Source organism: Streptomyces sp. NPDC058864 (genome assembly GCF_042742985.1).
Classification (GTDB): domain Bacteria; phylum Actinomycetota; class Actinomycetes; order Streptomycetales; family Streptomycetaceae; genus Actinacidiphila.
Genome location: NZ_JBHYMQ010000120.1, coordinates 1 through 13,639, shown reverse-complemented (window position 1 = coordinate 13,639; position 13,639 = coordinate 1). Strand labels below are relative to the sequence as shown.

Here is a 13,639-nt window from a genome sequence, read left to right as displayed (position 1 = left end):
CGCCGGTGGTGCGGCGGTGGACCCCGCGCGGCGGGACCGTCAGTCCCGGCCCACCACGGCCTCGCCGTAGGGGACCAGCCGGACCGGCCCGACGAGCCCCGTGCGCTGCGAGGCGGCACCGCCGTACACGGAGGGGTCGCTGACGCGCAGCCGGTTGATCAGCGGCGTCGCCACCTCGACCTCGATGGTGTTGCTGCCGCGGCGGAGCAGCCCGCCGAGGTCCACCACGGGGTTGATGTGGCTGGTGACCGGTGCCGGCCGCCCGTTGACACTGACCCGGAAGGTGTCGGTCACCTCGCCGAGTTCGAGCACCGCGCCGAACCCGCCGCTCCAGGACCCGTCGAGTTCGACCGTGGTGCGGTAGCGGCCGATGCCCGCCGCGTCCTTGAGGTCGGGGACGGCGTTCCACGGCGCTAGGGCGTCGAGGGCGACCCGGTGGCGTACGACCGTGGTGCGGTCTGGGTCCGCGCCGGGACGCCAGTCCTCGGCGTCCAGGGTCCACGAGGTGAGCTCGCGCGGCGCGGGCACCTCCTCGACCACGGTGCCGACCGAACCCCCGCGTGACAGCGCTGTGGTGTAGGTGCCGGCCGCGCGGGCACGCAGGACGAGCCGCCCGTCGTCGAAGCGCACGTCGTCCGCGTCCGTGGTGACGGCGTGGACGCGGCCGGGCCTGCCGTGGAACCGTCCCGGCGGCGCGAAGGCCACGACCATCGACTCGGACGGCTGCAGGGCGACCCGGAAGGTGAACAGGTCGCCGTCCTGCGCGTACAGCGCCAGCGGCCGGGCCTCACCCGTCCACGGGTCCAGCAGGTGGGGCACCGCGCCCGAGCGGGTGCGGCGCACCGTGACGGCGTGGTCGATCGCCGCGACGGGGGGCTTCACGGTCTCGGCGTGCTTGCCGTTGACGAGGTAGAACCAGTCGACGCCCTCGTCGAAGCGGTGCATCGTCAGCAGCGTCGAGGGGACGGCGTAACTCACGTCGGGCACCAGGCCGAGGTCGGCGAGGGCCTGACCCACCGCCGTCTTGTCGGTGACCTGCCGGACCCGTGGCTGCGCGAGCAGTTCGGCGACGAGGGAGCGGAGCTGCGGCAGGGCAGAGTCGTCCGCCACGCCGGGCGTCGTGACCGTCGTCCAGTCGCCGAGCAGGACGATCGGCAGGCCCGCCCGGGTCAGGCGCAGCAGGTGGCGCGCGTCCGGGAGGGTGAGGGTGACCGCGGAGCCGGAGAAGAAGTCGCCCTCGACGAACAGCGCGCGGTAGGCCGGGCCGTCGGGGGCCAGCCGTCCGTCACGGACCTTCGCGGACGGCAGGTCCAGCAGCGGGCCGCTGACGAACTGGTGGGTCCAGCCGAGCGGTACGCCCGTCGAGGTGAACCAGGAGGCGCCGATCCCCGTCGCGGTGTACCCGGTCTGCCGGAAGACGGCGACGTCGATGCGCGAGGTGCCCCGCTGCATCGCGTGGTGCACCCGGGACAGGTACCCGGACACGTCGCCGACGTGCCGCCAGGTCGGGTGCCGCGGCCCCCAGGACTCGCCGTAGCCGACGGTGCCGTTGTACGGGGTGAAGGCCGCGTAGCCGGGCCACTTCACCCCGGGCAGCGTGGCGTACGAGAAGCCGTGCACGACGGTCTGGTTGACGCCCGCCGCGTACGCACCGCCCATGGTCCGCAGGAACTTCTCCCACGTGGTGCTGTACGCGGAGCCGGTGTAGGCGCCGGACTCGCAGGACAGCACCGTGTGGCCCGCCATGTCCCGGCCGCCGGCCAGGCAGCGGTAGTCGTCGAGGTTCTTGAAGCCCAGCGACTCGCCCTCGGGGATGTCCAGCAGCGCGGCGGACTCGATCGCGTCGGTCTGCAGCCCGTACGGCTGGGCGCGCATCCCCAGGCCCAGCGCGTGCGCCCAGTCGCGGAGCGCCGTGAGGTGGTGGGTGTTGTACAGGTCGCTGACGGTGTCCCAGAAGTCGTGCCGTATCTGGCGGGTCGCGACCGCGTCGTAGGCGTAGACCTGGTTGCCGCCGCTCATCGCGATCACGGGCAGGACGGGCAGCAGCGGGTAGCCGTTGCGCTCCTCGAAGGCGGCGGGCAGCCCGGGGGTCCAGGGCAGCGCCTTGGTCTCGATCTCCAGGGAGTCCTCGAACAGGACGCCGCCGGCGCTCTTGAGGAGGCCCCGGATCTCCTTGGTGAGCAGGTTCCGCTCCCAGAAGCCGGTGACCGCGGCGGTGCCGGCCGCGCTGAAGTGGTCCACCACGTACGCGGTGGGCGAGGTGTGCGGGCCGCCCTCGGGGGTCTGGCCGGTGCCGCGCTGCCAGAAGGCGGTCAGCACCCAGTCGCCCTCGGCGGGCGCGGTCCAGTCCACGGCGCCGTCGACGACCCGAGCGGTGAGGTCCCGGACGCTCGCCCGGTCCAGGCCGGTCTCCTTGCGGGTGGCGTTCTCGGGGGCGATCCGGGTGGCCAGCACGCCCAGCAGCCGCTGCCGGGTCACCCCGGAGGCGGGCGCCGCGGCGGGCGGCGGCACGGGGCCCGAGTAGGCCGTGCCGGCGGCCACGGTGACGGCACCGAGGGCGAGTTCCTGCACCGCGGTCTCGCTGTCGGGAGTGATCCCGGGGACGGCGGCGGGCCAGCTGGGGCCGATCGTGAGGTCGATGGTGACACCCCGTCGGCGGGCCTGGTCCAGGGCCGCGTGGACGCCGGCCACCCAGGCGGGGCTGCCCCAGCCGTGGTGCTCGGTGTCCAGGACGGAGGTGTCCTTCACGCTGTGGTGGACGGCCGCGATCTCGGCGCCGCCGAAACCGGCGTCGGCGATCTGGTCGACCTCGCGCCTGATCTCGTCGGGGTCCACCAGTCCGTCCGGCCACCACCAGCGGAACTTGGGCCGCACCGCGGCGCCCGGCTCGGCGAAGGCGCCGGCCGCACCGCCCGCGCCCGCCGCGCCGGTTCCGGTCCGCGCCTCGGCGGCGGCAGCGGGCAGTGCGGGGGCCAGGGCGGCCGCGGTGCCCGCGACGGCGGTGGCGATGAGGAGGCTGCGGCGGGAAACGCCGCCGCGCTCCGGGCGGTTGCTGTCGTCGTGCATGGTTCCGTGGCTCCCGGGAGTGAGAGGTGGAGGTGCCTTTCATCCCGGAGTGATCAGTACCGAGATGCAACACGCTGATGTATTGAACCGTTTCAATCTCCGCGGAGGCTACAGCGAGGCCCCGGGTGAGGGCAAGGTCCCGGCGGGGGTGAACCTCAACCGGCGTGGTGGGGAGGGTGTTCGCGGCATCACGGGGTGGGGCTGGCGGGGGCCTGCGCCAGAGCGTCGCGGCGCGTGGGCGCCAAAAGATGAGAACGTTTCAGGGAGGGATTTCACCGGAACGCGTCCGGGGTCGTCCGGAAGGGCGGCGCGATCCGCCACGCGGCCGGCTTCGCCGGAATCCGGGGCGCCCGACGGCCGTTTCCCGCATTTCCACCGTATAGCGCACGGGGGGCCTTGCCGCAAGGCCCCCATACGGGGTGAAAATCGCTCCTCGCGCGCCGCCGGAACGGCGCAGGACGGGAGCGAGCGACGCGGAATCCCTGCACGTCGCCCTCTCGCCGCAAGTGGCGGACCGGGCCCGGTCCGTCGCCGCAGTCCGCGCGTCCGGCGCGCGCAACGTTGCCCGGCGCCTGGTTGAGGCGGTCTGATCCGGCGAGGTGGATCGTGGTCGTCTTGTCGTAGCGGCTGGCCAGGCCCCACCATCGCTTTGCGCTCGTTGCTGCAGCGCTCGACGGTGCTGCACCGCTTGTAGGCTTCGCGGTCGAAGGCCGAGGCAGCCCGCTGCGGCTGCCGAGTCGATTGCGTTCGTAGCTACCAGGCATCGGCCGGTGGCGTGACAAAGCCGTGAACGGCCGAGCGCACGGACTCGGCCGTTCAGAGACGGAAGGGGCGGCGACCTTAGGCAGACGGCACGCGCTCTGCCTGCCGGAATGAAGCGAGCGGCTGATGGTGGTCGGGGGCGTCCCTGCCGAGCGCTACAACGGAATGCCCTTGTTGCGCTCCAACAGACGGTTCACCTTCGGTTCGAACTCATCGGCGATTCGCATGAATTCATGGTTGTCCTTGCAGAACCGTCGGCCAGCCTCGACGACCGCGAGGATCCGGCGGAGGGTGTCGTCGACCTGGCCCGTGGACAGGGACACCTCGCACGCCTCCACCCACTCGGTCCCTCGTCGTGCGATCACCGAGAAGGAGTGTGGAGAGGCGCCGCCGTGGCGCCGCGCGACACCCTCCAGCACGCCTATGGCCTCAAACGCACGCTCGCGCAGGCTGCCGTCGGCAGGGCTCTCGGTTGACCGGCGCAATCGTATTGCACTCCACGCGGTGAGGACGAAATGATCGGTCGCTCCCCCTTCGCATCCCTGGGCGGTTTCAAGATGGTTCTCGGCTATGCCGAGATCGCCCCGTTCGAGCTCGTACTCGCCGCGTTGCAACCAGTAGTGGAAGTTGTCCTGCAACAGTTCGTGCACGGTGCTGTAGATGTCCCGCACCTGTGTGGGCTTGAGTCGGAGCAACACCATGAGAGAGTGGTTGAGCAGCCGGATCAGGATCCTGCGGTAGGGGTCGTCGTTGTCGCGGATGTCGGCCGCGTATTGCGCGTAGAACCTCAGCAGGTACTCGATGACGCCGGCCAGTTGGGTCGGGTTCTTCTTGAGGACCGTCTCGACCACGGTGTCGGCGATGGTGCGCTGTCGGCACCGCACGGTTCCGTCCAGGGCAAGAGTGAGGAAGCGTCTGTCCACGAGTCGGTTGATTGCCCGGTTCAGTGATGGTTTGGGGGCGCCGCGCCCGGAGACTATTTGAAGCAGATCCTCCTGTTCGATGCCACGCTTCTTGAAGACGATGGCGGATTCGAAGACGCATACGGTTGCGTAGACCGAGACCTGTTCGGGGTCCAGTTCGTGGTATTCACTGGCGATCTTTTCCTCGAAGCGCTTACCCGTGACCACCTGGATCATGGCCACGAGCAGACTCCGGTCACACAGCTCCCGCAGTTTGTCGATCTTCTCGGGCCGAAGTTTCTGCCGCTTGAGTATCCCCGGCAGGCCGTGCGCGTGCAGCACGTCGACGATATGCCCCAGGTCCTCGTCCTTCAACGGCTCGTCCGCCGAAACCCGCCGGGACTGGAAGGTGACGTCCAGTTCGTCGGAACGGGTCGTACGGATCGCCGCGACAACCAGCACCTTGCCACCGTTACTGAGCTCTCTGAGCAGTGAGGCGCCCAGGCTTCCGAAGATGTCGACATCGTCCACGAAGATCGCGTCCGCCGACATGTTGAGGGCTTGGGCCTTCAAATTCGGGAGCGGATCGGTTGCCTCGCGGTCGATCCATGCCACCGTTCGCCCTGCCTGATGGAGCTCGTATGCGTACTGCATGATGGCTGTGGTTTTGCCGGAGCCGGCCCGGCCCTCCACCAGTACGATCCTGTGCCTTCCGTCCTCTGCGGGTCGCGCACTGGCACGGATCCGGTCGGTGATCGAGAGCTTCACGGCCAAGCCGTCCTTGACGTCACCCCACGTCGGGTCCTGACCCTTCAGGAACTCCACACTGCCCGTTGGTGCGTTGTCCACCAGGGAGGAGACGAGTTTGATTCCGGAGCCCCGTCGTGCGCCGACCCGAATGTCGGCCAGCCGTCTCTTGCCCTGTTGGAGTATCTCCAGACCCGGGCGTAGTTGCTGCACGGCGAACTCGTGCGGGGGAGCCTGAATGTGTGTCAGGCCAGCCTGTCGTATCCGGGCGCGGTCCGCGACAGTCCCCGGTCCTGTGATGACAAACCGGGGAAAGCGCTCCGCCTCGTTCTGCGGTTGAGTCAGGGCAAGCGCGTTCCAGAGCGACCGACTGCTGGGGGAGGCGGCCATGAAGACCGTGGGATGAGTCAGTAGTTCCGCTTTCAGCTTGCGAAACCATAGAGCGCGTGGCGAGAGGTCATCATCCGCGGGAATGCTGAAGTCAAGGGCTTCGGGACCGCTGGGGTTGCCGTGCATGGCCACCGCCTCGACTGTGGCGTTGCCGGCCGCAGGCTTTCGCACCAGCGCGTTGACGAACGTGTTGGTCTCCGCGGTCCGCGGGTCGATTTCGAGGAGCGACGAGAAGATGTCGGTCGCAGTGAAGTCGTAGATGCGCCACCAAGGGGCTTGCAGGATACGGCGTGCGGCCGTTGTGGACTGCTGGTCGGCACCGCGCAGTTCGGCGACGTACTCACCAATCTTTCGGGAGCCCAGTTCGCTGACAGCGGTGTTCCAGATCTCGGAAGTGGTGGGTGCTGGGTCGGGCACCACGCCGTACACTGCCTGTGTCAGCCGCCAGGTGAGCTTGTCGGTGTCGCTAAGGCTGCTCTCACTGTGGACGCCCGAGACAGCTACCAGGATCATTCGGCCAGTGCCGATCTGCTTGTAGAAATCCTCCACCGTGGTCTGCTCGTCGTAAGCCTCCGGTGTGGTCTGGCTGGCAATCCTGCCGCGATTCCCGCCGCGTCTGGCGCTCGGCAGGGGGACCGACTGCTCAGCAGGTTGTGCCGCAAGGTCACGGACCTTCGGCACCCCGGTAGCCGTGATCTCCACCCGAAGAAGCCTGTGCTGGCGCGTCGTACCGTGTGGAGCGACAAGCCACCGGGCGGCCGAACCGGACCGGGTGGACTCCCCGTCGGGGGCGAGCAACACGGTCTTGGGCAGCACAGGTGTGAGTGACGCTGGGACGACGGCGGAGTGTCCCGCAATCATGAGAGTGAGATCGTTCGCGTCGGCCCACTGGAGGTACTCTCCGCCGACCGCGCTGTCCATTTGTCCCAAGGTGCAGGTGGCCAGTTCGTCGGTGCCGCCGGGTACCGTCATGCGGAAGACGGTGTTCACGGCAACGATCCCGAGAGTGCCCGTGCTCCCCTCGAGTCTTACGGATCCCTCGCCTGGTAGGACGCCCCGTCGCCATTGAGGGAAGTTCGCGTGATTTTCGGACCACGCCATGAAGTCGGCGAAGGATATATCACGGACTGCCTCAACAATGTCTTGCTCGTCGCCCCGCCACAACCCTCGCTCGGTATCGCCCCAGTAACGCGTGAGCGCCTTTGTGAGCATCCCGTGACCGGGTTGCAGCTGGCGGACGTCATGCCGCCCCGGCACGGTCGTCACCGAAGGCAACCGGTCTGTGGCCTCCAGGCACTCCAACACCACCGTATCGAGGAAGTCGTCAGTTTCGGAGCGTTCGACGCTTCGTGGCTCGTCGGCGCTGGAGCCCAGCACAAGGATGCCATCTATTCGATCACCCTTGGCGTGGACCGATCGCACAGTCTCGAGCGCGGATTCGCGTTGGACAAGCGGCGTGAAGCACAAGAGATGGAAGACCGCGCCCATGTTGGTGGTCATTCCCCTTCCATGGCAATCGCTTGGATGGCTGACTTGGGTATCACCAGTTCGGTTTCCGTGTCCGTCGCGCCGCCGCATTGCTTGGAAGCGACCGTGATGCTCACGAAGGGCGCGCCGAGCGAGTTCTTGTCAATTTGGCCGGTGATCCGCTCGTTCTTCATGGTGCACAAATTGCGGAGACTCTTCGCGTACGCGGGCGAGATCACAACCGAGCCGGAGGTTTTTTCTTCTTTAGGACCTCCGAGGGCCGCGAGCCCGACCGTGAGCACGCTGACGGCCAAGGCCCCTGTAACTACCCTATTCGCGTGCTTCTGCCGCTTATCAACCTGAGCTGCTTCGTCGTCAGCCCGTTTCAGCACAGCGTTGAGCAGGTCCAGACGATCGCGCGCATGGCTCGGCCCGGCCAGGGCTCCGACCGGCTGCGCCACTGCACGCAGATAGAGGACAGCGGCGGACAACCACAAGGCCACCGCCCCAACACCGGCCAACTGGGTACTCAGCGGCCGGTCAGCGAGCTGGGTGAAAGTCAGCGCCGCGACGATGCCGCCCGCGAACAACGTGACGCTTGATTGGGCTGCCTGCGCCCTTGCCCGCGCTCCGCTGCCCGAACGGACGCGCTCAGCGTAGTACGCCTCGCTGGCTGGCCCCAACACGGCGTCCAGCACCCGTTCGCGCTCATCGGCCATGCTGTTCTCAGAAGACGATTGCGCTGCCATCAAGCCCCCGTTGCGCTCATCGGATGAGCATCCTAGAGGGTGGACAGGGACTTGTTTAGGGATGTGTTGAAATCCAAGCGACGCCCTTGGGAGCGGCGAGGTGTACGTGCTCGCTGCATGCGCTCCTCGCGGAGAGGCGAGAGGCGCTGGGCAGTTCTTTGCGGATCATCTGATCGTTGGTTGATGCATGTCGTCGATTGACTGTCAGGATGTGGGCGGCATCTCAAGAGTGGCCAGACCCGGCGACCGATCGATGTTGCGGCTGTCCTGCGGTTGGATCGCCGGCCGGGTGGGCGGCGGTGTCTGTCATGCGCGGGGCGGTCCGGCTTCCGTGACTTCAGAGGAGCACGGCCAGTCCCTGCACAGTCTCGTCCCGCCGCCTGACTGGCCCGTGCCATCCCTCACACATGGCACGGAAGGACGGCCCAGCGTGACCGAGGAGCTTTTGGCAGTTGGCGGCGTGGACACCCACGCCGTTCCCCGCCGGTTCCGACCGGTATCGCGGGCTCCTGTTGTGGCTGCGCTCGCACGGCGAGCTGAAGGTCGTCGGCGTCGAGGGTACGGGTGCCTAGGGGCAGAACTCGCCCGGTCCTGCCGGGCCGGTCAGGTCGCTGGGGTCGAGGTGGCCGCCGCGACCTCGGGAACCTGCTCCGCGGTGACGCGGCAGACGATGTGGTAGCCACTCTCATGGAGCGGCACCCGCTGAGGACGACGTGCGACATCGGGAAGCCGCTGTCGTCGGCAGCCGGATCGCCGTTCGTGATGCCCGGGTGCAGCGCGTTCCAGGACGAGTCGAGATCGCAGAGATGATCCATGTCCCGGCACTCCTCGATCTCTTCGACGACGTGGATCAGGACGTGGTCGTCCACGGAAGTCAGGACGCGCGCGGATCCGGCGGCGTCCAACGTGAAGGGAACGGCGAGAGTCCCCATTGTGCCTTTGCTGTGGGCGCTTGGATGTGGTGCTGTGCGACGAACTGCAAGGCCGTGCGGGCTCGCGCTACGTTCTGGCCATGCGGATCACGAAGTACACCCACGCCTGCGTGCGCGTCGAGCACGAGGGGCGCGTGCTCGTCATCGATCCCGGGACGTGGAGCGAGCCGGCCGCGCTGACCGGGGCGGACGCCGTGCTGGTCACGCACGAGCACACCGACCACGTCGACGTCCTGCGCCTGGCCGGGCTCGGCGTGCCGGTGCACGCCCCCGTGGGGGCGGACATCCCGCGGCTGAAGACGTCCCGGGTCACGGCCGGTTCGGAGTTCACCGCCGCCGGCTTCCGTGTGCGCGCGGTGGGCGGCCGCCACGCTCCCGTCCACGCCGGCCGGCCCGACTGCGTGAACCTCGGCTACGTCGTCGACGACGTCCTCTACCACCCCGGTGACGCGCTGCACGTGCCGGCGCAGCCGGTCGAGACGCTGTTGGTGCCGCTCCAGGCCTCCTGGCTGAAGACGACCGAGGCGATCGACTTCGTCAACGCCGTGGCACCGCACCGGGCGTTCGGGATCCACGACGGCCAGATCAACGAACGCGGCCTCGGCAGCGTCAACGCCTGGCTCGCGGACCGGACCGGCCACGGCTACCGGTACCTCCGGCCGGGCGAATCGCTCTGACCGCGAACGGGCGACCCGACGCGGGCCGTTCCGTTGCCCGCGCTTCCCGTAGGGGCCGACGCGCGGATGGCCCACGGGTGAACTCCGCCCGTCGGGAGGCGGTACCGCGGGTGCGGCGCGCACTACGATCGCGCGATGGCTGACGACACCTTCCTCGCCCACGGTCCCCGGGTGGCCATCCGGCGGATCACCGTCCGGGACCACGAAGAGATCGGCGCGCTCGCCCGGGCCAGCGCCGCACTGCACGCGCCCTGGGTCCCCCGGTGGGAGCACACCCCCGAGTCCTTCGCCGCCTACGTGGAGCGCTTCGACCACCCCACGCACGAGGGCTTCGTGATCTGCCTCCATGAGACGGGCGCCATCGTCGGCGGGGTCAACATCAACGACATCGTCAGGGGCACCATTCAGAGTGGTGCGCTGGGCTACGTCGTGTACGCGGCGACCGCGGGCCGCGGCTACATGACGGAGGGGCTGCGGCTGGTGATGGCCTACGCCTTCGACGACCTCGGTCTGCACCGGCTGGAGGCCAACATCCAGCCCGCGAACGTCGCGTCGATCAGGCTGGTGGAGCGGCTGGGCTTCGAGCGCGAAGGGTACTCCCCGCGCTTCCAGTACCTGGACGGCGCCTGGCGGGGCCACGAACGGTGGGCCGTGACGGCGGAGATGGCGCTCGGCGACCCCCGCGACGCCGGGTGACGCGGTGTTAGCGTCCGGGCCATGGACGACAGCGTGTACGTGGGCAATGCCGGTCAGGACGCGCCGCTCGACCGGGGCTGGCTGCTGGGGCACTTCAAGGAGGCGGGCGACCCCCGGCACAGTGACGCCGTGGAGATCAAGTGGGGCGTCCACCCGGCGGGGGACGAGCGCGGGGAGTGGGTGCGCGGCGAGGAGCGGACGGCGCTGCAGGTCCTCGTCAGCGGGCGGTTCCGGGTCGAGTTCCCCGGGCGGTCCGTGGTGCTGGCCCGTCAGGGGGACTACGTCGTGTGGGGCAAGGGCGTGGACCACTCGTGGGTGGCGGAGGAGGACTCGACGGTGCTGACCGTCCGCTGGCCGTCCGTGGCGGGGTACGCGGTCCCGGCCGCCGAGGACGCGTAGTCGCCCCCGCGCACCTGCCATTCCGGGCCGCCGCGCCCCGCGGGCACTGGCTCGAAATTTTCGCCACCGCCGTCGAGTTGAGCCGCACGACGTCGGTGGCGGCCTCGGCGCCCCCGCACTGATCAGGGAGAAGACCCTCAGATCCGCATCTTCCGGGCGGGATGGCGTGTCCGCCACCGTGGCTGAAACTTTTCGGTCCGCCTCGTCACTTCACTGTTGCGGCACGGTAAATCCGCACGTGGTCGGCGAAGCGTGGGACCGCTCCCACGGTGAGGCGCCGACCGACTTTCGGACAATGATCTCCGCAGTGGTGACAGGGGACGAACATGCTGAAACGATCCACGACGTCGCGCGAGCATCACTCGCACGTCACCTCGCGGAGGCCCGACGGGCCTCCAATGTTCCCGTCCCCAGCGGCCGTTCGATCGGCCGGGCACAAGGAGCTCCACGAGTGACGAACCATCCCGCTGTCACGGGTGCCAGTTCACCGCCGAATCCCTCTCCCAACCGACGTGCGCACGGCGCACGCGGCCGGATCGCGGCGACCGCCGCAGTCACCCTGGCCGCACTGCTGACCCCCCTCCTTCCGGCCACCGGCGCCGTAGCCGCTTCCGACGGGGAGGGGACGGCGCCGCGCAAGATCGTGGCGGAGTCCCGCCCCGGGGCGCGCTCCGTCGCCCTTTCCGCCGCACAGCGCAAGCAGTTGCTCAAGGCTGCGTCCGACGGACGCGCCGGCACCGCCCGGGCCCTCCGGCTGGGTGGCAAGGAGGCGCTGATACCCAAGGACGTCATCAAGGACGCCGACGGCACGGTGCACACGCGCTACGAGCGCACCTACGCCGGACTCCCCGTCATCGGCGGCGACCTGGTGGTCCATGAGCGGGCGGGCGGCCGCACCGTCAGCAAGGCGTCCTCCGCGCCGGTCGCGGTGCCCAGCACGAAGGCCGCGATCAGCGCCGCGAAGGCCGAGAAGTCCGCGCTCGCCGCGGCCAAGAGCGGGCGGACCAAGGCGCCGGCCGCCGACGGCGCCCCCCGCCTGGTCGTCTTCCTCGGCGACGGCAAGCCGGCCCTCGCCTGGCAGTCGTACGTCACCGGCACCCAGGAGGACGGGACCCCGAGCCGGGTGAACGTCGTCACCGACGCCGCGACCGGCAAGGAACTCCAGAGCGTCGAGGAGATCCGCTCCGGCACCGGCAACAGCCAGTACAGCGGGCAGGTGCAGATCGGCACCGTGAACAACGGCGGTGTCTACGAGCTGACCGACGCGGAGCGCGGCGGGCACAAGACGTACGACCTGACCGGCGTCGGCGGCATCGGCAACCTGGTCACCGACGACGACGACGACGTGTGGGGCGACGGCACGGTCGCCGACCGCCAGACCGCCGCCGTGGACGCCGCGTACGGCCAGCGTGAGACCTGGGACTTCTACAAGGAGCGCTTCGGCCGCAACGGCATCGCCGACAACGGCGTCGGAGCCTTCTCCCGCGTCCACTACGGCGACAACTACGCCAACGCCTTCTGGGACGACGGCTGCTTCTGCATGACGTACGGCGACGGGCGCGAGAACACCCACCCGCTCACCGAACTCGACATCTCCGCGCACGAGATGACCCACGGCGTCACCTTCGCCACCGCCAACCTCACCTACACCGGGGAGTCCGGCGGCCTCAACGAGGCGACCAGCGACATCATGGGCACGGCCGTCGAGTTCTTCGCGGACAACCCCGCCGACGTGCCCGACTACACGATCGGCGAGCTCGCCGACGTCCGCGGCACCGGCAAGCCGCTGCGCTACATGGACCAGCCCTCCAAGGACGCCTCCGCCAAGGGCACCTCGCAGGACTACTGGACGCCCGAGACCAGGAAGCTCGACCCGCACTTCAGCTCCGGCGTGGCGAACCACTTCTTCTACCTGCTCTCCGAGGGCAGCGGGAAGAAGACGATCAACGGCGTGGCCTACGACAGCCCCACCTACGACGGTCTGCCGGTCGCCCCGATCGGCATCGGCAACGCGAGCGCGGTCTGGTACCGGGCCCTGACCACGTACATGACCAGCAGCACCGACTACGCCGGTGCCCGCACCGCCACCCTCCAGGCGGCCGCCGACCTGTTCGGGCAGGGCAGCGACACCTACGAGGCCGTCGGCAACGCGTGGGCCGCGGTCAACGTCGGCGCCCGCTACGTCAACCACGTCGCCATCGTGGCCCCCTCCACCCGTCCCGTGGCCGTCGGTCAGCCGATGAGCCGTCAGATCGAGGCGGTGGGCTCCCGTCCCGGGCGACTGGCCTACTCCGCGCACGGGCTGCCCAAGGGCCTGTCCATCAACGCGCGCACCGGCCTGATCAGCGGCACGCCGAAGAAGGCGGGCACCTACAAGACGGCCGTCACCGTCGAGAACACCGCCCAGCACAAGGCCAAGCGCACGGTGCGGTTCGACTGGCCCGTCCTGGCCTCCGGCGGACGCTTCTTCGTCAACCCCGCCCGCTACGACATCCCCAACTGGAAGACGATCGAGTCCCCGCTGATCGTCACCGGCCGCAAGGGCAACGCGCCCAGCGACCTCAAGGTGACCATCGACCTCGTCCACCCGTGGGTCGGCGGGCAGATCGTCACCCTGGTCGGCGAGAACGGGACGGAGATCCCGGTGAAGCCCTGGTACTGGGACACCGGTGAGGGCGCGGTGCACGCCACGTACACCGTGGACGCCTCGGCGGTCCCGGCCAACGGCACGTGGAAGCTTCGGGTCACGGACAACACCCCCGGCATCTTCACCGTCGACCCCGGCTACCTCGACCGCTGGAGCCTGACCTTCTGACCTGCCACCCCCGGCGCGGCCGGTGCCGATCGGGCAC

7 protein-coding genes are annotated in these 13,639 nt (G+C 69.2%); 4 read left to right on the top strand and 3 right to left on the bottom strand.

Annotated elements, in window-relative coordinates; translation table 11 throughout:
* Positions 1–39: 39 nt before the first annotated feature.
* The 3 genes from ACFW3D_RS40780 to ACFW3D_RS40770 all read right to left on the bottom strand — a co-directional run bounded on the left by ACFW3D_RS40780 (position 40) and on the right by ACFW3D_RS40770 (position 8,053).
* Positions 40–3,066 carry a glycosyl hydrolase gene (locus ACFW3D_RS40780; protein ID WP_500513464.1) on the bottom strand — a complete coding sequence of 1,009 codons (3,027 nt, stop codon included), beginning with the start codon at positions 3,064–3,066 and terminating at the stop codon, positions 40–42.
* A gap of 917 nt (positions 3,067–3,983) precedes the next feature.
* Complete coding sequence (locus ACFW3D_RS40775) at positions 3,984–7,367, bottom strand: P-loop NTPase (RefSeq protein WP_500513462.1); 3,384 nt, start codon at positions 7,365–7,367, stop codon at positions 3,984–3,986.
* A complete protein-coding gene (locus ACFW3D_RS40770) occupies positions 7,364–8,053 on the bottom strand; it encodes a hypothetical protein (RefSeq protein WP_500513460.1) in 690 nt (229 codons plus the stop codon). The genes ACFW3D_RS40775 and ACFW3D_RS40770 overlap by 4 nt, the downstream gene beginning before the upstream one ends.
* Before the next feature lie 1,042 nt (positions 8,054–9,095).
* Here ACFW3D_RS40770 and ACFW3D_RS40765 point away from each other — a divergent pair.
* From ACFW3D_RS40765 to ACFW3D_RS40750, 4 genes are all read left to right on the top strand, one after another.
* Positions 9,096–9,692, top strand: coding sequence for an MBL fold metallo-hydrolase (locus tag ACFW3D_RS40765; RefSeq protein WP_500513458.1), 597 nt, complete (start codon positions 9,096–9,098; stop codon positions 9,690–9,692).
* Positions 9,693–9,827: 135 nt separating this feature from the next.
* Positions 9,828–10,388 carry a GNAT family N-acetyltransferase gene (locus ACFW3D_RS40760; RefSeq protein ID WP_500513456.1) on the top strand — a complete coding sequence of 187 codons (561 nt, stop codon included), beginning with the start codon at positions 9,828–9,830 and terminating at the stop codon, positions 10,386–10,388.
* 21 nt (positions 10,389–10,409) lie between these two features.
* Positions 10,410–10,787 carry a cupin domain-containing protein gene (locus ACFW3D_RS40755; protein WP_500513454.1) on the top strand — a complete coding sequence of 126 codons (378 nt, stop codon included), beginning with the start codon at positions 10,410–10,412 and terminating at the stop codon, positions 10,785–10,787.
* Between the two features lie 451 nt (positions 10,788–11,238).
* Complete coding sequence (locus ACFW3D_RS40750) at positions 11,239–13,602, top strand: M4 family metallopeptidase (protein WP_500513452.1); 2,364 nt, start codon at positions 11,239–11,241, stop codon at positions 13,600–13,602.
* Positions 13,603–13,639 lie beyond the last annotated feature (37 nt).